At 69.5% G+C, this 18,260-nt stretch carries 18 protein-coding genes, 2 pseudogenes and 1 riboswitch; of the genes and pseudogenes, 14 read left to right on the top strand and 6 right to left on the bottom strand.

What is annotated here, in order from left to right; translation table 11 throughout:
- Positions 1-42: 42 nt before the first annotated feature.
- Positions 43-151: riboswitch (TPP riboswitch) on the bottom strand.
- Positions 152-366: 215 nt separating this feature from the next.
- The 3 genes from ACQ859_RS25705 (at position 367) to ACQ859_RS25695 (ending at position 1,660) form a co-directional block, all read left to right on the top strand.
- Positions 367-618, top strand: coding sequence for a hypothetical protein (locus ACQ859_RS25705; RefSeq protein WP_431263342.1), 252 nt, complete (start codon positions 367-369; stop codon positions 616-618).
- A gap of 255 nt (positions 619-873) precedes the next feature.
- The gene (locus tag ACQ859_RS25700) at positions 874-1,203 is read left to right on the top strand and encodes a DUF4148 domain-containing protein (RefSeq protein WP_431263341.1); all 330 of its coding nucleotides are present in this window, start codon (positions 874-876) and stop codon (positions 1,201-1,203) included.
- A 205-nt stretch (positions 1,204-1,408) separates the two neighbouring features.
- A complete protein-coding gene (locus tag ACQ859_RS25695; RefSeq protein WP_431263340.1) occupies positions 1,409-1,660 on the top strand; it encodes a hypothetical protein in 252 nt (83 codons plus the stop codon).
- Positions 1,661-1,776: 116 nt separating this feature from the next.
- Here the strand turns inward: ACQ859_RS25695 and ACQ859_RS25690 are convergent, their stop codons facing one another.
- The 3 genes from ACQ859_RS25690 to ACQ859_RS25680 form a co-directional block, all read right to left on the bottom strand.
- The gene (locus ACQ859_RS25690) at positions 1,777-2,178 is read right to left on the bottom strand and encodes a HEAT repeat domain-containing protein (RefSeq protein ID WP_431263339.1); all 402 of its coding nucleotides are present in this window, start codon (positions 2,176-2,178) and stop codon (positions 1,777-1,779) included.
- Between the two features lie 99 nt (positions 2,179-2,277).
- Positions 2,278-2,604 carry a hypothetical protein gene (locus ACQ859_RS25685; RefSeq protein WP_431263338.1) on the bottom strand — a complete coding sequence of 109 codons (327 nt, stop codon included), beginning with the start codon at positions 2,602-2,604 and terminating at the stop codon, positions 2,278-2,280.
- Positions 2,605-2,696: 92 nt separating this feature from the next.
- Complete coding sequence (locus ACQ859_RS25680; protein WP_431263337.1) at positions 2,697-3,284, bottom strand: hypothetical protein; 588 nt, start codon at positions 3,282-3,284, stop codon at positions 2,697-2,699.
- A 173-nt stretch (positions 3,285-3,457) separates the two neighbouring features.
- On the opposite strand from ACQ859_RS25680, the gene ACQ859_RS25675 reads away from it, so the two are divergent.
- The 8 genes and pseudogenes from ACQ859_RS25675 to ACQ859_RS25640 all read left to right on the top strand — a co-directional run bounded on the left by ACQ859_RS25675 (position 3,458) and on the right by ACQ859_RS25640 (position 12,133).
- A complete protein-coding gene (locus tag ACQ859_RS25675; protein WP_431263336.1) occupies positions 3,458-3,790 on the top strand; it encodes a DUF4148 domain-containing protein in 333 nt (110 codons plus the stop codon).
- A gap of 206 nt (positions 3,791-3,996) precedes the next feature.
- A complete protein-coding gene (locus ACQ859_RS25670; protein WP_431263335.1) occupies positions 3,997-4,248 on the top strand; it encodes a hypothetical protein in 252 nt (83 codons plus the stop codon).
- A gap of 200 nt (positions 4,249-4,448) precedes the next feature.
- A pseudogene (locus ACQ859_RS25665) lies at positions 4,449-4,697 on the top strand (winged helix-turn-helix domain-containing protein); the annotation flags it as partial.
- Positions 4,631-7,399, top strand: a complete 2,769-nt coding sequence (locus tag ACQ859_RS25660) for an ATP-binding protein (RefSeq protein ID WP_431263334.1) — start codon at positions 4,631-4,633, stop codon at positions 7,397-7,399. The pseudogene ACQ859_RS25665 and the gene ACQ859_RS25660, both read left to right, overlap by 67 nt.
- Before the next feature lie 126 nt (positions 7,400-7,525).
- Entirely contained in the window at positions 7,526-8,965 is a 1,440-nt protein-coding gene (locus tag ACQ859_RS25655; RefSeq protein WP_431263333.1) for an efflux transporter outer membrane subunit, read from the top strand.
- Positions 8,966-9,091: 126 nt separating this feature from the next.
- On the top strand, positions 9,092-10,285 hold the full coding sequence (locus ACQ859_RS25650; protein WP_431263332.1) for an HlyD family efflux transporter periplasmic adaptor subunit: 1,194 nt from the start codon (positions 9,092-9,094) through the stop codon (positions 10,283-10,285).
- 70 nt (positions 10,286-10,355) lie between these two features.
- Positions 10,356-11,881 (top strand): annotated as a pseudogene (locus tag ACQ859_RS25645) (DHA2 family efflux MFS transporter permease subunit).
- 15 nt (positions 11,882-11,896) lie between these two features.
- Positions 11,897-12,133, top strand: coding sequence for a hypothetical protein (locus tag ACQ859_RS25640; RefSeq protein ID WP_431263331.1), 237 nt, complete (start codon positions 11,897-11,899; stop codon positions 12,131-12,133).
- Between the two features lie 95 nt (positions 12,134-12,228).
- Here the strand turns inward: ACQ859_RS25640 and ACQ859_RS25635 are convergent, their stop codons facing one another.
- Both ACQ859_RS25635 and ACQ859_RS25630 read right to left on the bottom strand, forming a co-directional pair.
- Positions 12,229-12,522 (bottom strand): barstar family protein, encoded by a 294-nt coding sequence (locus ACQ859_RS25635; protein WP_431263330.1) that lies wholly within the window; start codon positions 12,520-12,522, stop codon positions 12,229-12,231.
- Positions 12,523-12,548: 26 nt separating this feature from the next.
- Positions 12,549-13,088: a DUF2199 domain-containing protein gene (locus tag ACQ859_RS25630; protein WP_431263329.1), complete on the bottom strand. Its 540-nt coding sequence runs from the start codon at positions 13,086-13,088 to the stop codon at positions 12,549-12,551.
- A gap of 281 nt (positions 13,089-13,369) precedes the next feature.
- Between ACQ859_RS25630 and ACQ859_RS25625 the strand changes: the two genes are divergently transcribed.
- The 3 genes from ACQ859_RS25625 (at position 13,370) to ACQ859_RS25615 (ending at position 17,003) form a co-directional block, all read left to right on the top strand.
- A complete protein-coding gene (locus ACQ859_RS25625; protein ID WP_431263328.1) occupies positions 13,370-14,533 on the top strand; it encodes a PspA/IM30 family protein in 1,164 nt (387 codons plus the stop codon).
- Positions 14,530-15,156 carry a YqiJ family protein gene (locus ACQ859_RS25620; RefSeq protein WP_431263327.1) on the top strand — a complete coding sequence of 209 codons (627 nt, stop codon included), beginning with the start codon at positions 14,530-14,532 and terminating at the stop codon, positions 15,154-15,156. The genes ACQ859_RS25625 and ACQ859_RS25620 overlap by 4 nt, the downstream gene beginning before the upstream one ends.
- A gap of 104 nt (positions 15,157-15,260) precedes the next feature.
- Entirely contained in the window at positions 15,261-17,003 is a 1,743-nt protein-coding gene (locus ACQ859_RS25615) for a flotillin family protein (protein ID WP_431263326.1), read from the top strand.
- Positions 17,004-17,118: 115 nt separating this feature from the next.
- Here ACQ859_RS25615 and ACQ859_RS25610 read toward each other — a convergent pair whose 3' ends face one another.
- Positions 17,119-18,210: an NAD(P)/FAD-dependent oxidoreductase gene (locus ACQ859_RS25610; protein WP_431263325.1), complete on the bottom strand. Its 1,092-nt coding sequence runs from the start codon at positions 18,208-18,210 to the stop codon at positions 17,119-17,121.
- Between the last annotated feature and the right edge of the window lie 50 nt (positions 18,211-18,260).

Raw genomic sequence — 18,260 nt, 5'->3', positions numbered from 1 at the left:
AACCGGGCACGCCGATGAGAAGGCGGCGTGCGGGACACGAGGCGTGTCGAAGGCATGCTTCCCTGCGCGAGGATTACCTCAATCAGGTTCAAAGGGACTTTCTCAGCCGCGCCGTCGATGGATCGATGGCGCAGCACCCCTAGCGAAACTCGCCGGGCGGGCCGGCGAGTTGGGGGTGATTCTAGTCGAGCATCGGTGGCGGCAGCTCCGGCCAGGCCTGCGGCGCGCCGATGGCCGTTCCCGTTTGTCCGCTGCACATGCAGTTCACGCCGTCGCCGCGCAGCTTCGTCTCCTGAGGCTCGCAAGCGGCCGGGTCGATGACGACACTGACTCCATCGACACAGCCAACGCCTTCAGGAGATCGACATGAACGCCACCCGCCTCAGCTTCACTTCCGCCACCAGCACCACCGTCAAGGCTGTCGCCTTCGGTGCCGTCGCGGCGCTGGCGCTGGGCCTCGGGATCGCTCATGCACAAGGTCAGCGCGAGGTGCGTGCCTCGATCGTTACGCTGGATCCGGTGGTGATCACCGTGAAGCGCGCGCAACTGCCGACCGTCTACATCACCGGCCGCCGCAGCGCCGACGCTGCCGACACGCAAGTCGCCCTCGCCGAGTGAACGCCTCAGGTCGCGCTGTTTCGGTGGAGCGATCCACGGACTGACGCCCTCGGTTCGCTCCCACGCAAGACGCCCGGCAATGCCGGGCGTCTTGCTTTGTGCTGAGCGCGGGCGATTGTTGCGGCGATCACAACGGCCCATTGCGACGCAGGCCGTTTATCCAAACAAGGCCCGCACCTAACCTTCAGTCATCGGCAAACGAAGCCGGCCAAGACCCCAGACACCTGATCCAACGCTCTCTCAAAGGACACCATCATGACCGCCAAGACCCTGATCGCTACCGCCCTGATCGCCCTGTCCGCCGTCGCCGTGCCGGCCTTCGCGCAGAGCTACAGCCACCTGGACCCGATCACGCAAGGCCAGAAGAGCCGCGCCGAAGTGCTGGCCGACCTGGAGATCTACCGCGAGTCCGGCCTGGCCGCCGTCGACCGCACGGAGGACAGCTCGCTGGAACTGAACCAGCGCGTCAAGGCAGAAGCGCGCTACGCGGAACTGAAGGCCTCGCCGAAGTACGCGGCGCTGGTGCAGCGCTTCGCCGCCAAGGAAGGCAAGGGCGCCGTCACCGAAGGCGTGTCCGCCCGCTGAGCCCCGATCCAGCCCCCGCAGCGCCGCCCGGACGCAGGCCCTTGCGGCGTTTCTCATTGAAGGCGCCTGAAGGCGCTTTCCGTTTGTCCGCCGCTGATGCAGTTCACGCCGCCGCGGCGCAGCTTCGTCTCCTGACGCTCGCAAGCTAGCGGGTCCATGACGACACTGACTCCATCGACACAGCAAACCGCCTCAGGAGAACGACATGACCACCAGCCGCTTCCACATCGCTTCCGCCACTGAAACCACCGTCAAGGCCGTCCTCTTCGGCGCCGTGACCGCGGTGGTGCTGGGCCTGGGCATCGCACACGCCGAAGGTCAGCGCGAGATGCGCGCCTCGATCGTGACGCTGGATCCGGTGGTCATCACCGTCAAGCGCGAGCAGCTGCCGACTGTCTACATCACCGGTCGTCGCGACACGTCGGCCGACGCCGTCCAGATCGCTTCGGCCCAGTAAGCCCTGACGGTTGCGCTGTATCGATGGAGCGAGCCTCCGGCTGACACCGCCTCTGCTGCTCCCAGAAAACGCCCGGCCCGTGCCGGGCGTTTTGCTTTCTGAAGACCGAAGCTCGCCTACTCGGGCTGGAGAAGCGCCAGCAGGGCTTCAAGGGCTTCTGCGTGGTGCTCTTGAGTGAGGTGCTCGGCGGGATGTAGCGCTAGCTGCGCGCGTATGCGTTCCAGCGATTCGGGGGCACGGGTGCAGTCCTCAAGAATTGTAAAAGCCCCCATGGAGACTTCAAAGTTCCCCGTGAGGGCAAGCGACACCAGCGACTCCAGATGCTCCGACTGATCGAAGGCCGACAGCGCATAGACCAGCGTGCCGCGATGGTTGGCGTTTTCCGGCCGGTTGATGGCGTTCCACAGGGCGGCGACCGCGCGCTCGTCGCCGCGGTTCATCAGTTCGAGCGCTGCCGCATGGCGAATGCCGGGGTCCGAGCTTTCAACGTCCTGGAGCAAGGCCTCGATGGATTTCACGGGCATCACTTAGTGACGCCGCTCGCAGGTGTCAGCGCGCGCATGGCCGCGAGTTCCTCGTCGGAGAGAGCGTCCCAAGGGTGCTGATCGTCGTCCAGGTCAGATGCCATGGTGAAGATTGTCGACGAGAAGGGTAGACGCCCAGATCGGCACCACGCCCCAGCACCAGCGATTCGCCGGCCACCGGCCCCTGCAAAGACGCCGCATGCAACACCAGGCCGCGAAGCTTGCATCGAAGAGCCATGCGAGCGCTGCCACGGGTATCGCCTGCACCGCCCAGATGAACGCAGCACCGCCATTGGCGCCGGGCACGTCCGCCAGCTCAGGTTCGATCCAGCAGCAGTTGGCAGACAGCAGGATGAAGAACCCCGCCGATGCCAGGTTGACGGCAATCAAGGTCGTCGTGGGCGCGCTTTCGGGGCTCATTCAGGCTCTCAATACGTGGAGCCAGCACTGTCGCGCGGGTCGGTGAGGAGAGTGCGAGGTCCGCTGCCCAGCGTCAAGGGGCTGTCCGCGCCTCAGGCGGAAATCCGCAGATTGACGGTGCATGGTGCTTGCAGGTACTCGCGCACCATGTCCCTGAGCGGCGCCCGACTTTCCAGTTCATCGAGCGTGTATGCCCGCAATGAAAGATGGGCGCGATCGGGCCGGTACATGTTCCATGCGACGTGAAGCGCGAAAGCGTGATCGTCCTCCCCGGTCCTGCCTTCGAAAGCGACGCCGTCGGAGCTGCTGAATGCCAGTCCGTACCCCGCGCGATGAAGCGGCTTCGCACGGATTTTCTCGAACGCGGATGCTTCCGAAGTCTCATCGTCCGGCTCTTCGTCGCCAGGCTCATCGGGGAACAGTTCCTCGATCGTCTTGCCCGGTGGCGCCGTTTCGCCCACCTCCATGAACCGCACCTCGACTTGCTGACCCGGCTGCAGCGTCAGGCTGCCGATCCAGATCAGGAAGGTCGACTGTTCCAACGTGGTGCCGTGCAGGTCCACGCTCGCGAATGCCTCGTCGCTTCGCGCTCCCTGCACGTGGGCCGACAGGACGCTCAGGCCTTCGGTATTGGCTGTGGCGATCGGTTCGCCATCCACAAGGATGCTGATTGCGGGCATGTCGTGAGGTAGGGGAGAGCGGGTCTTGGATCGGATTGTTGCTTCCCTTGCATCCGTCCATTGCTTCCCTCCGTATTTATGGAGAGCGGGCCGGCTTCTATTGTTCAGTCAACGGCAGACGAAGCCGGCCTCGATACCAGACACCCCCTTCTACCGCTCTCAAAGGAACCGCCATGACCACCACCAAGACCCTGATCGCCTCCGCCCTGATCGCCCTGTCGGCCGCCGCCTCGCCGGTCTTCGCGCAGAGCTACAGCCACCTCGACCCGATCACGCAAGGCCAGAAGACCCGTGCCGAAGTCCTGGCCGATCTGCAGATCTACCGCGAGTCCGGTCTGGCCGCCGTCGACCGCACCGAAGACTTCGCGCTGAACGCCACGCAGCGCGCCAAGGCCGAGGCTCGCTACGCCGAGCTGAAGTCTTCGCCGAAGTACGCCGAGCTGGTCCAGCGCTTCGCCGCCAAGGAAGGCAAGGGCGCCGTCACCGAAGGCGTGTCCGCCCGCTGAGCCCCGATCCAGCGCCCCGCAGCGCCGCCCGGACGTAGGTCCCGGCGGCGCTTTTTATTGGAAGAGCCCGATGGCGCTTTCCGTTTGTCCGCCGCTGATGCAGTTCACGCCGCCGCGGCGCAGCTTCGTCTCCTGACGCTCGCAAGCGGTCGGGTCGATGACGACACTGACTCCATCGACACAGCCAACCGACTCAGGAGAACGACATGAACGCCACCCGCCTCGACATCACTTCCGCCACCAACACCACCGTCAAGGCCGTTCTCTTCGGCGCCGTGGCCGCCGTGGTGCTGGGCCTGGGCATCGCCCACGCCGAAGGCCAGCGCGAGATGCGCGCCTCGATCGTCACGCTGGAGCCGGTGGTCATCACCGCCAAGCGCGAACAGCTGCCGACGGTGTACATCACCGGTCGCCGCGACACCTCGGCTGACGCCGTCCAGATCGCTTCGGCCCAATAAGCCCTGACGGTTGCGCTGTATCGATGGAGCGCGTCTCCGGCTGACACCGTCCCCGACGCTCCGACCGAACGCCCGGCCTCTGCCGGGCGTTCCGCTTTCCGGCCCCGGCCACCACCGTGGCTGGACCGGTGACGCCTCCCCGCCGTGCGGGCCGCGCCGGTCCTGCAGCCGACCTGGGGCCGGCCGATAATTCCGCCGCCATGGACGATTCCCGAGTTCCCCTGTCATTGCGCTTCGGCCCCTTCGCCTTCGACGAGGCGGATGCGCGGTTGCTGGCCGACGGGCGGGTGGTCGCGCTGGCGCCCAAGGCCTTCGGCGTGCTCGCGGCGCTGCTGCGCAACGCCGGCCAGTTGGTGACCAAGGACGCGCTGCTCGATACGGTGTGGGGCCATCGGCATGTCAGCGAATCGGTCCTCAAGACCACCATCAGCGAGCTGCGCGCCGCCCTCGGCGACGACGCGAAGCGCCCCCGCTGGGTCGAGACCGCGTCGCGTCGCGGCTACCGGTTCATCGGCGTGATCGAAGGCCGGGGCGTCGAGACGGACCTGACGACGGCCCCGACCTCCGGGCCCGCTGCTTCCTCCACGTCTGCCTCGATCCCGCCTTCGGCCGGAGCCTCGACCTCGGCATCCTCCGCCCTCATCGGCCGCGACGGGGGCTCTTCCGCCTTCACGAGGCCTGGACACGCGCCTCGGGCGGGCAGCGCCAGCTGTTCTGTGTCGCCGGCGAGGCCGGCATCGGCAAGACCGCGATGGTCGACGCCTTCGTCACCTCGCTCGGCGACGTCGCCGCCGCGCACGGCCAGTGCATCGAGCAGGTCGGCGAGGGTGAGCCCTACCTGCCGGTGCTGGACGCGCTCGCGGGCCTGGCCCGCCAGGACGCGGCGCTGGTCCCGCTGCTGCGCCGCGTCGCGCCGACCTGGCTGCTGCAGCTGCCCTGGCTGATCGAGCAGGAAGAGCAGGAGCGCCTGCGGGCCGGCCTCGCGAGCTCGACCCAGGACCGCATGCTGCGCGAGTTCTCCGAGCTGGTGGAGCAGCTCACTGCCGCGCGTCCGCTGCTGCTGGTCACCGAAGACCTGCACTGGTGCGACGAGGCCACCGTCCGGCTGATCGACCACGTCGCGCGCCGCCGTCCGCCGGCGCGGTTGATGTGGATCGCCACCTACCGGACGCCGGAGCTCGTCGCCAACGACCATCCGCTCAACGGCCTGCGCCACGACCTGCGCGCCCGCCGCCTCTGCGAAGAGCTGCTGCTGGAGCCGTTCAGCGAGGCGGAACTCGCCGCCTATCTCGCCCGCCATCGGCCCGGCCTCGTGGCCGACGAGGCGCATGTGCGCCGCCTGCACCGGCGGACCGACGGCCTGCCGCTGTTCGTCGCCCATGCGATCGACGAGCTCACCGTCTCGCCCGGGCCGGCGGCCGCGCCCGACGAGTGGGCCGTGCCGGACTCGCTGGCCGGCGTCATCGAGCGCCAGCGCGCCCGGCTCGCGCCCGGCGCGGTCGCGCTGCTGGAGGCCGCCGCCGTCTGCGGCGTCGAGTTCGAGTGCTCCATCGTCGCCGGCATGCTGGAGCGCGACGCGGCGGAGGTCGCCGCGCAGTGCGACGAACTCGCCCGCCGCCAGGCCTGGCTCGCGCCGTCCGCGCTGGAAACACGGCCCGACGGCACGCTCGAGGCGCGCTTCGCGTTCCGCCACGCGCTGTATCGCCAGGCGCTCTACCAGCGCATCGCGCCATCCGTGCGCGTCGGACTGCACCGGCGCGCCGCGGCCGCCCTCGGCCAGGGACACGCCGATCGGATCGAGACCGTCGCCGCCGTGCTCGCGCTGCATCACGAACGCGGCCTGGAGGCGCTCGCCGCGATGGGCGCCTACGCCGCCGCGGGCGAGCGGGCCCTCGGACGCTTCGCGCCGCGCGAGGCGCTGCTGCTCGCGACCCGGGGGCTGGCGCTGCTCGACCGCTGCCCCGATGGTGAGCCGCGCCGGGTGGCAGAACTGGCGCTGCAGCAGTTGCGCGGCGCCTCGCTCGCCCAGTCGACCGGCGTGACCACGCCGGAGGGCCGTGACGCCTACCACCGCTGCGCGGCGCTGTGCGAACTGCTTCCGCCGACCAGGCCTCGTGCCTGGGTCATGACGGGCCTGGTCTGGATGTTCATTGCCAGCGGCGAGTATCTGCAAGCCGAGGCGATCGCGTTGCGGCTGCGCGCGGCGGCGGATGCCTTCGACGACGACCTGCTGCGCGCCGCGGGCGCCGTGTCGCTGGCCGTCACGCTGCTGCAGCGCGGCCGGCTCGCCGAGGTGCTGCCGCTGGTGAAGGAAGGCCGGCGGCTGACCGAGGCGCTCGGGCACCCACGCCTGCCGCCGATGGTGCTGCACGATCCGTCCGCGCTGGCGCTCGGCATCGGTGCCGTCGTCCATGCCTGCCTCGGCGAAGGCGAGATCGCCGGACAGTGGGCCGAAGCCGCCGTCGCGCACGCCACGAAGGTCGGCCTGCCGGTGATGCGGGGCTTCACCGCGCGTTGCGCCAGCATCGTCGACGTCCGCTTCGACCGGGCCGAGGCCGTGCTCGCCCGCACGCTGCGCATGCGCGAACTGGTACGGGAACACCAGCTGGGGCAGGGCGAGGGGCCGAGCCTGGCGATGCTGGGATGGGCGCGCGCCTGTACCGGCGATGCCGCCACGGGCTTGCGCGAGGTCGAGGCCGGCTGCGCCACCCACGCGGCGACGGGCGCCTGGTTCGAGGCTTCGGGGCTGCGGCGGATGGCCGTCGAGGCGGCGCTCGCGGCGGGGGATCTGGCCGCGGCGCGGCGCCATCTGACGGATGGCTTCGAGATGGCCGAACGCCTGGGCGAGACGCTCCATCTGCCGGACCTGTGGGTGTCGGCGGCCGCGCTGGCCGCGCGCGAGGGCGACGCCGCCGCGGCGCGAGCGGCCGCCGAGACCTCGGCGTGCCTCGCCCGGGAGCAGGGCGCCCTCACGGCGGAACTCGTCGCCCGGCTGGCGCTGTGCGAGCAGCCCGGCGCAACGGAGGCGGACCTCGACGCCCTGCGGGCGCTGCGCGCGCGATGGCATGACAGGACGCCGTGGCCCACGCTCGCGCGCGCCGACGCGCGGCTCGCAGCGGAGGCCCAGGCTCCCCGGCTCGCCCGCACCTGAGGTGGCCTGACCGTTTCCGGACCATTCCCCGACCGTTCCCGAACGACTTCCCCGACCGTCGTCCCTACGCTTCAGTCCATGGTCGATGCGCCTTCGCGCCGACCGCGACGACCTGGAGAAAAGACGATGTCCCCGACCTTTCGACGCCTCGCTGGCCCCGCGCTGGCCTCGGCCGTGGCGCTCGCGCTGAGCGCCTGCGCCGCCTTGCCCGACGTGTCGCCGCTGGCTACCCCGCGCCCGGTCGACGCCTACGCCACGACCCGCTCGCTCGACGCCGCCCGGGCCGACTGGCCGGCCGAGACCTGGTGGCGCGCCTACGGCGACGCGCAGCTCGACCAGCTCATCGACGAGGCCCTGGCCGGTTCGCCGTCGATCGCGACGGCCCAGGCCCGTCTGGCGCGCGCGGAGTCCGTCGTCCAGACCTCGCGCGCCGCGACGCGTCCGCAATTGCGCGGCAATGCATCGATCTCGGAGCAGAAGCAGAGCTATGACTACCTGACCCCGCGTGCCGCCGTGCCGGAGGGCTGGAAGGACTACGGCCGCGCGACGCTGGACTTCTCCTGGGACCTCGATTTCTGGGGCCGCAACCGCGCCGCGCTGGCCGCGGCGCTGTCCGACGCGGAGGCGGCCAAGGCGGACGCGGCCCAGGCGCGCCTGATGCTCGCCGCCTCGATGGCTTCCGGTTATGCCGAGTTCGCCCGGCTATGGGCGCTGCAGGACACCGCCGAGGCCGCGTTGACCGTGCGCGAGAAGACGGTCGCGCTGTTCCGCATGCGCCGCGAGAACGGCCTGGAGACGCTGGGCAGCGTCCGGCAGGTCGAGGCCCGCCGCGCGATGGCCGAGGCCGACCTGCTGTCGGCGCGCGAGCAGCTGGTGCTGCAGCGGCATCGCCTCGCGGCGCTCGCGGGCGCGGGTCCCGATCGCGGACTGACGCTCGAGCGTCCCCGGCTGGACGTCGAGCGCGACTTCGGTCTGCCGGAGCAACTGCCCGCCCAACTGCTGGGCCGCCGTCCCGACATCGTCGCCGCGCGCCTGCGCGTCGAGGCCGCGCTGGGTCGGGTCGACTCGGCCAAGGCGGCCTTCTATCCGGACGTCAACCTCACCGCCTTCGCCGGCATGCAGTCGCTGGGCCTGTCCAAGCTCACCGACAGTGGCGCCTTCATCGGCAGCATCGGCCCGGCGATCTCGCTGCCGATCTTCGACGGCGGCCGGCTGCGCGGCCAGTTCCGCGGCGCCCGCGCCGACGCCGATGCCGCCGTCGCGAGCTACGACCAGGCGGTCGTGCAGGCGTTGCAGGAAGTGGCCGACATTGCCGCCAGCACGCGGTCGCTCGGCGGCGAGATCGCCAGCACCGATGCCGGCGTCGACGCCGCGCGCGAGGCCTGGGAGATCCAGCAGCGCCGTTACACCGGCGGCCTGTCCACCTACCTCGAGGTGCTCAACGCCGAGGACGCGTGGCTGTCCAACCGCCGCGCCCAGACCGACCTGCGTTCGCGTGCGTTCACGCTCGACGTGTCGTTGAAGCGCTCCCTGGGCGGCGGCTACGCGCCGACGCCCAAGTCCTGAATCCGAAGCCGCGTACTAGTCGGCCGCCCTGATCCGGCTTGAGCCTGCCCGAGCCCGAGCCCGAACCAGAGCCCGAGCTCAGTTCCCCGACAAGAAGCCCGAGAGAGAGAGAAAGCGAGTTCCATCATGTCCGAAGCCGTCCACGAATCCCCGTCGCATCCCGCCTCCCAGTCGCAGCATCTGCACGCCGTCGATGCGCCGGTCCACGCACCCGCCGCGGCGCCCGCGCGGCCGGAAGCCCGCAAGAAGCTGTTCACCCTGCTCGCGCTGACCGTCGTCGCGGGCGCGGTCGGCGTCTTCGCCTACGAGCACTTCATCGCCTCGCACTACGTCAGCACCGACAACGCCTACACCGCGGCCGAGACCGCGCAGGTCACGCCCTTCGTCGGCGGCATCGTGCGCGAGGTGCGCGTCGCCGACACGCAGGCCGTGAAGCGCGGCGACGTGCTGGTCGTGCTCGACGAGACCGATGCGCGGCTCGCGCTGGAACAGGCCGAGGCCGAACTCGGCCGCGCGCAACGCCGGGTGCGCGGCTATGTCGCCAACGACGCCAGCCTGGCCGCGCAGATCGTCGCGCGCGATGCCGACCGTGTCCGCGCCGAAGCGCAACTCGCGTCCGCCGCCGCGGACCTCGAACGTGCCCGCGTCGACCTGCAGCGCCGCGAGGCGCTGGCCGATACCGGCTCGGTCTCGGCTGACGAGATCACCCGCGCCCGCAACGCGTTCCAGACCGCCAGCGCCGCGCTCGCGGCCGCGAAGGCCGCCTCCGCGCAGAGCACCGCCAACCGCGTCGCCGCGGCCGGCCAGCGCGAGGCGAATGCCACGCTGATCGCCGGCGTCGACGAAGAGGCCAATCCCGAGGTCGCGCTCGCCCGCGCGCGCCGCGACCAGGCGCGCGTCAACCTGGAGCGCATGGTCGTGCGCGCGCCGGTGGACGGCGTCGTCGCGCGGCGGGCGGTGCAGCTCGGACAGCAGGTCGCCGCCGGCTCGCCGCTGCTGAGCATCGTGCCGACCGGTCAGGTGCACGTCGATGCCAACTTCAAGGAAGGCCAGCTCGACAAGGTCCGCATCGGCCAGCCGGTCGAGATCGAGTCCGACCTCTACGGCAGCCGGGTGGTCTATCACGGCACGGTGCAGGGGCTGTCGGGCGGCACCGGCTCTGCCTTCGCCGCGATCCCGGCGCAGAACGCGACCGGCAACTGGATCAAGGTCGTGCAGCGCGTGCCGGTGCGCATCGCGCTGGACCCGCGCGAGCTCGCCGAGCGTCCGCTGCAGGTCGGCCTGTCGATGACCGCCACCGTCGACACGCGCGCCCAGTGAGCGCCGGACCAGGAGCCGCCCCATGACTGCCGCCCACTCCGCCGCACCCTCCGCCGCACTCTCCGCCGTCATGCCGACCGGCGACCGCCCGCTGGAGGGCGGGCAGTTGTGGCTCGCCGCCATCGTCCTGGCCGCCGCGAACTTCATCGCGGTGCTGGACATGACGATCGCCAACGTCTCCGTGCCCGACATCGCCGGCAGCCTGGGCATCAGCTCGAGCCAGGGCACCTGGGTGATCACCTCCTATGCCGTCGCCGAGGCCTGCATCGTGCCGCTCACCGGCTGGATCGCCGGCCGCTTCGGCGCGGTGCGGGTGTTCTCGACCGCGATGGTGCTCTTCGGCCTGTGCTCGGCGCTGTGCGGGCTTTCGCCCACGCTGGGCCTGCTGGTCACCGGCCGAGTGCTGCAGGGCCTGTCGGGCGGCTCGCTGATGCCGCTGTCGCAGACGTTGCTGCTGCGCGTGTTCCCTAAGGAGAAGGCCGGCAGCGCGATGGCGCTGTGGGCGATGACGACGCTGGTCGCGCCCATCCTGGGCCCGATCCTGGGCGGCTGGCTGTGCGACGCGTTCTCCTGGCCGCTGATCTTCTTCATCAACGTGCCGATCGCGCTGGCCGTCGCTCCGGTCGCGGCGCGCCTGCTGCGCCGCTACGAGACGCCGCTCGAGCGCAAGCCGATCGACCGCGTCGGGCTGCTGCTGCTGATCGTCTTCGTCGGCGCGCTGCAGCTGATGCTGGACCTGGGCAAGGAGCACGACTGGTTCGAGTCCCGCCTGATCATCGCGCTCGCGGTGGTCGCCGCGGTCGGCTTCGCCGCCTTCCTGATCTGGGAGCTGACCGAACCGTATCCGATCGTCGACCTGCGGGTGTTCCACCACCGCGGCTTCGCGGTGGGCGTGCTCACGATCGCGCTGGGCTTCGGCGCGATGTTCGGCGCCAACGTGCTGACGCCGCTGTGGCTGCAGAGTTTCATGGGCTACACCTCGACCTGGGCGGGTCTGGCGACCGCCTGGTCCGGCGTGCTGGCGGTGGCCGCGGCGCCGATCGCCGGCAAGCTCGCGGGCAAGGTGGATCCGCGGCCGCTGGTGTTCTTCGGGCTGGCCTGGCTGGGCGGCGTGATGATGCTGCGCACGGTCGGCACCACGCAGATGGGCTATTGGCAGATCGCCATCCCGCTGCTGCTGATGGGCGTGGGCATGCCCTTCTTCTTCGTGCCGCTCACGGCGCTCTCGCTGGGCAGCGTCGAGCCGCACGAGACCGCCTCGGCCGCCGGCCTGCAGAACTTCATCCGCACGCTGGCCGGCGCGGTGGCGACCTCGCTGGTCACGACGAGCTGGGAGAACCGAACGACGGCGATCCATGCGGACATGGTCGGGACGCTGGACCGCTCGGGGAGGTGGCGCGCTCATTGACGGGCCTGGGGCTGGCGCCGGATGCGCGCAACGCGATGCTGGACAGCCTGCTCACCGGCCAGAGCGTGATGCTCGCGACCAACCAGATCCTGTGGATCGTGGCGGCCCTGTTCATGGTGTCCGCCTTCGCCATCTGGCTCGCGCCCAAGCCGACGCGCAAGGTGGAGATGAGCGAGGCCGGCCACTGAGTGGCGGAGGGCGGCATGAGCCTGACCAGCGACGCCTTGCATCCAGCCCGCCGGATCTACGTTCTCAAGCTGGACCGGCAGGCCGACCCGGCGCTCGGCATGGTGAGCGGCCGGGTCGAGAACCTCGCCACCGGGCGGGTGTTCGATTTCGACGATGCGGCGTCGTTGATGGCGGGACTGGCGCGGGAGTTGGACGAGGCGGGAGATCCCGCGACAGCTCCCTCGGCCCCAGGGGGCGCGCCCGCGCGTTGAAAACGGCTCGGGGAACCCGGCCCGTGTCCGGAGATCGCAGGGACCGCGGGCTGCGTCCTTTGCCCATCAGTCTCGCGCCGACGACACCGGGAGAGTCAAACGCTGAACGACAGCACCAGGATCGGCGGCTCGCCGTTCTCGATGCGTCGCCAGTTGACGAAAGCCGAGCACTCCACGAGAGCCAGGTATTGCTCAGGGCAAGCGGCCTTGAAGATGTCCGCTGCATCGAGCGCGAGGCAGACCAGTTCGCCGGGCGCCACCTGTACCTCGCTCATCGTGACGTCGAGGGACGTCATGCAATCGATCCAGGCATTCAGGTTCCGGCCGAAGAAGTCGGGGAAGCCGAATGCCTCTGCGAAGACGTCGAAGAAGGACGGCCAGTCGACCATCCTTGTGCCGTCGACATGGATCGTCCTCATCGCTCGCGTCGACGGCTGATGCCGTGCATGGCCCGTTCCGCCAGTTCCTGCGCGCGCTGGATCGAGATGCCGTCCCGTTGATCGATGACCAGGGAATCGGTCTCCTCCTCCGCGCTGTGCAGCACGACCTTGGGGCGATCCCCATCCAGCTGCAGGTTCACGTCCGCCGGTCGATTCTCGTCGTAGGGATAGAGACTGATCCGGTTGGCGACCCAGCCGAAGAACCCTTCGCCTTCGACGGGCGCGTCGAGGGTCCCGCGATAGCGGTCGAAGCTCTTCTCGCTCACCGAGACCCAGACGCCCCACAGGAAAGGATCCTCCACACCGTGGATCGGCACTTCCAGGACCGCGCGGATGAACCGGTCCACGCCTTCCTCACGGGTGATGACGCACAAGTCTTCATCGATCGATCCCATGCGGGCCTTGTCTTCCGCGGACAGCGAGGCGTAGGCATCGGGGGCGCGGAAGGCGAAGGACGGCGAGCCCTCATGGATTTCGTCGCAGGAGCGGCACTTGAACGCGAAGATGGCAGCCATGGTGGTGGGGGGAGTTCCGGAGCGGGCGAAAGTATCTCTCGACGAGGTCGGTGGAAGCGCGACGCCGGGCTCTCCCACCAATGGGGGAGGGTGATTGACTGCCGCCCCCTCGCCCGGTCCACTCCGCTCTCGCAGCGGCAAGAGGGCTTCGGAAAAATCTGTGGGGTCGCCAGGAAATGTGATTGAACCCAACCGTTGACGAGTGAATTCAGATGAATACACTGGACTCGTCCCAACGCTTTCCAGCCCCCGACATGACCCCGAGCAGTTCGCCCCCCACCATGGAGCCCCTGTCGGCCCGCGTCCCGAGCGACCTCTACTTCTGGCTGTCGCAGCTGCAGGTCGAAGGCGCGGCCACCAACAGCGACAAGCTCCGCGTGCTGCTCGGCCAGCTCAAGCGGCAGCACGACGGCGCCTTCGACTACGTGACCGCCCATGCCTGGACCCGCGACCTGACGTCGCGGCTCCGTGAGTCGCTGGTCCGGGTCGAGAACGACTCCGGCCAGCATTCCGAAGTCGTCAGCCTGCTGCTCGACCACTTCGTGGGCGCGCTCGCGCTGGCCATCAGCCAGGCGCCCGCCGACGCCGACGAGGCCCGCAAGTTCGAGGAGGCGCTGGTGCGCCGCGCCACCGCGCTGAGCGAAACACTGCTCAGACAGGGCACGCCGCTCACCGCCTCCGCCTACGACCCGCAGGTCGTGCGCCGTCACCTGGGCAGCACGCTGGCACTCGCCCACCCCTGCAATCCGCTCCGCTCTCGAAAGGCAACTGAGATGACCGACTCCCTGAAGACCCGCGTCGGCCGCGTGATCGCCGGCGGCGTCCATGCCCTCCTCGATCGCCTCGAGGACCAGGCCCCCGAAGCCACGATGGAGCAGTCGATTCGCGAGGCCGATGCCGTCATCGACGACGTGCGCCACGAGTTGGGCACCGTCTCCGCCAACCGGCACCTGTCCCAGCGCCAGCATGCCAACCTCAACCAGCTGCACGCGTCGCTGTCGTCGCAGATCGACGAGGCGATGACCGCCGGCCGCGAAGACCTCGCCCGCGCCGCGGTGGCCCGGCAGCTCGACATCGAGGCGCAGTTGCCCGTGCTGGAGACCACGCTCGCCGAGCACGCCCGCCAGGAAAACGAGCTGACCGGCTTCGTCGCCGCCTTGCTGGCGAAGAAGCGCGAGATGCAGGACGCGCTCGCCGAGTTCCGCAGGAGCCGTGCCGCCGCTGCCGCCACCGTGGCGGCGCCTGCGGGTGCCGCCAGCGCGGCCCATCGCATCGGCAAGGTCACCGACGCCTTCGACCGTGTCTACGAACGCCAGACCGGCCTGGCCGGCACCGCGCGCCAGAACAGCCTGCAGCAGGCCGCCCAGCTCAAGGAGCTGGACGACCTCGTCCGTGACAACAAGATCGCCGAGCGCATGGCGCAACTGAAGGCCACGAAGTCATGAGCCTGTTCACCGCGCCGCAGAACCTGCCGTTCGGCATCGGGTTCGCGTTGATCGTCGGTGTCGCGCTGGTCGAAGGCGCGGGCATGCTGATCTCGTTCAGCCCGAGCAACCTGATCGACGACTGGCTGCCCGACGTCCATGGCGACTCCGGCCTCGACCGCGTGCTCGGCTGGCTGCATCTGGGCAAGGTGCCGGCGCTCGTGCTGCTGCTGCTGTTCCTGACCGGCTACACGGTCTTCGGCTACAGCCTGCAGGTCGTGATGAACGGGCTCTTCGGCGGCTACCTGCCGGCCGTGGCGGCCGGCATCGCTGCCGTGCCCGCCGGACTGGCCACCGTCCGCGGCCTGGGCGCGCTGGTCGCGCACATCATCCCGCAGGACGAGACCAGCGCCATCAGCGAGCAGAGCCTCGTCGGCCGGGTCGGTGTCGTCGTGACCGGGGCCGCCCGCCGCGGCCTTGCCGCGCAGGCCCGGGTCAAGGACGTGCACGGCCGTTCGCACTACCTGATGGTCGAGCCCGACGTCGACGACGAGGTCTTCGAGGAAGGCGTGCAGGTGCTCATCGTCAGCAAGGTCGGCGCCTTCTACCGCTGCATCCACAACCCGCATCCGACGCTGATGTAGACCGCCGCCCGCCACAACGAACGCCCGGCGCGTTCGTCCGTTCCAGAACGCCGGATCCACCGGCCCATCCGAATTTCAAGTTTCATCGAGGGAGCAAACAGTCCATGGACAACCTGATCGAGCTGCTGGTCATCTCCGGCATCGCCCTGCTGGCGCTGCTCACGATCGGCATCATCTTCGCGCGTCTCTACAAGCGCTCGACGAAGGAAACCGCCTTCGTCCGTACGGGGCTCGGCGGCCAGAAAGTGATCATGGACGGCGGCGCGATCGTGCTGCCGGTCTTCCACGAGCGCGTGCTGGTCAACATGAACACGCTCAAGCTCGAGGTCGTGCGCCGCGAGCGCGAGAGCCTGATCACCCGTGACCGCATGCGCGTCGACGTGACCGCCGCCTTCTTCGTCCGCGTCAAGCAGACGGAGGAGGCCGTGAGCATCGCCGCCCAGACGCTGGGCGCCCGCACGCTGAGCCCGAACGAGCTCAAGGCGCTGGTCGAGGACAAGTTCGTCGACTCGCTGCGGGCGACCGCCGCGACGATGTCCATCCAGGAGCTGCAGGACAAGCGCCGCGACTTCGTGCAGGCCGTGCAGAACGCCGTCGCCGAAGACCTGGAGAAGAACGGCCTGGAGCTGGAGTCGGTCTCGCTGACCAGCCTGGACCAGACGGACAAGCAGTTCTTCAACCCGAACAACGCCTTCGATGCGGAGGGCCTGACGCGGCTGACCGAGCAGACCGAGGCGCGCCGCAAGCAGCGCAACGACGTCGAGCAGGACACCGAGGTGCAGGTCCGGACCAAGAACCTGGATGCCACGCGCCAGAAGCTGACGATCGACAAGGACCAGGAGTTCGCGAGCCTGGCGCAGCACCGCGAGATCGAGATCACCCGCGCCGAGCAGGTCGCGTTGATCGCGTCGCAGCAGGCCGAGCGCACCCGCCAGGCCGAAGCCGCCAAGATCGAGGCCGAACGTCAGGTGAGCCAGAAGCGCATCGAGGCCGATCGCGAGATCAAGGCGGCCGAGATCGAGAAGAACCTGGCCATCCAGACACGCGAGATCGAGCTCGAGCGCAAGACCGAGATGCAGCGCGCCGAGCAGCGCAAGCAGGTCGAGATGGCGCGTCAGGACACGCAGATCGCGATCGCGACGAAGTCGCGCGAGCAGTCCGACGCGGACGCGGCCGCGAACCTGGCGCGCTCCGAGGCGGTGAAGGCCGAGGAACTCGTGAACACGGCGCGTCAGGTCGCGGTGGCGGAGCGGGAGAAGAGCATCCAGCTGATCGAGGCCTCGAAGGATGCCGAGCAGCTGGCCATCGCGGTCCGGGTGTCGGCCTCGGCCGAGAAGGCGGCCGCGCTGGACCGCGCCGAGGCGCTGACCATCGAAGCAACGGCCAAGCAGGCGGCGGCGCTGGCGGAGGCCGAAGGCCGCCGCGCGATCAACGAGGCGCTGAACACGCTGTCCGCCGCCCAGATCGACCTGCAGGTCCGCACGATGCTGCTGCAGCAGCTGCCCCACATCCTGGAGCAGGCCGTGCGTCCGATGGAGAAGATCGACTCGATCCGCATCTTCCAGGTCAACGGCATGCCGGGCGCGGGCGGCGACGGCACGGGTGCGGCCAATGGCCAGGGCGGCCACGGCGCGGCCGGCGGCGCGACCTTCCCCGAACAGGTGATGAACTCGGCGCTGCAGTACCAGATCGCCAAGCCCATCGTCGACGCGGTGATGAAGGACGCGGGACTGTCCAACGAAGGCATCACCGGCGTGGCGCAGACGCTGGCCGGGATGCTGTCGCCGGGCCACGGCGCGGCGCTGCCGCACGCCGCCAAGCCGGCGATCGAAGGCCCGCACGCCTGATCGAGCGCGGCGCGCCTTCCCGGCGCGCCCGCGCACTGTCGAGCAACAAAAAAAGCCCGCTGGCATCGCCAAGCGGGCTTTTTCCGTTGGGACCTGCGGTCCCGCGAGCCGGGTCTCAGTCGAAGTTCGGCGTCTCGACGCCCAGCACCTTGTGCAGCTTCGGGCTGGTGGTCGTGTACTGCAGGTGGACGCGCTTTTCCGGGTTGATGATCGGCATCGCGCCGAAGGCCGCCAGCGCGGCTTCGTGGAAGCCCGACAGGATCAGCTTCTTCTTGCCCGGGTAGGTGTTGATGTCACCGACCGCGAAGATGCCCGGCACGTTGGTCTGGAACTTCTCGGTGTCGACCTGGATCTGCTTCTTCTCCAGCGACAGGCCCCACTCGGCGATCGGCCCCAGCTTCGGCGACAGGCCGAAGAACACCAGCACCTGATCCGCCGGCACCACGCGTGTGACGCCGTCGCCGCCGGTGATCTTCAGGCCCTTCAGCGAATCCTCGCCCTCGTCCAGGTCGGCGACCTGGCCGACGATGAATTGCATCTCGTAGGCGTCGCACAGCTCGCGCATCTTGGCCACCGAGGCCGGCGCGGCACGGAAGCCGTCGCGGCGGTGCACCAGGATCACGCTCTCCGCCTTGTGCGGGTTGCCGTCGGCGTTGCCGCCGCAGAAGTTCAGCGCCCAGTCCAGCGCCGAGTCGCCGCCGCCGATGATCACCAGGTTCTTGCCGGCGAACTGCGACGGGTTGCGGACCCGGTAATGGACCTGCGAGCCCTCGTACTTGTCGATGCCCTCGACCTTCAGCGTGCGCGGCTGGAACGAACCCACGCCGCCCGCGATGAAGATGGTCTTGGTCAGGAACTGCGTGCCCTTGCTCGTCGCGACGAAGAATCGACCGTCTTCCTGCTTCTCGACCGTCGTGACTTCCTGGCCCAGATGGAAGGTCGCGCCGAAGGGCTCGATCTGCTTCATCAGGTTGTCGGTCAGCTCCTTGCCCGTCACCACCGGCAGCGCCGGGATGTCGTAGATCGGCTTGTCCGGGTACAGCTCGATGCATTGACCGCCGGGATAGGCCAGCGAGTCGATGATGTGGGCCTTGATCTCGAGCAGGCCCAGTTCGAACACCTGGAACAGGCCCACCGGGCCCGCGCCGACGATGACGGCGTCGGTTTCGATCACGCCCGCGTGCGGGGCGGAGGTCGATTCAGTCACTTGCGTTTCCATTCTTGTAGGGGGCGGCCGCCGTCAGGGTCCGGCGCCGC

Source organism: Roseateles chitinivorans, from assembly GCF_050632235.1.
Classification (GTDB): Bacteria; Pseudomonadota; Gammaproteobacteria; order Burkholderiales; family Burkholderiaceae_C; genus Roseateles; species Roseateles chitinivorans_A.
This window is presented reverse-complemented; position numbering and strand designations above follow the sequence as displayed.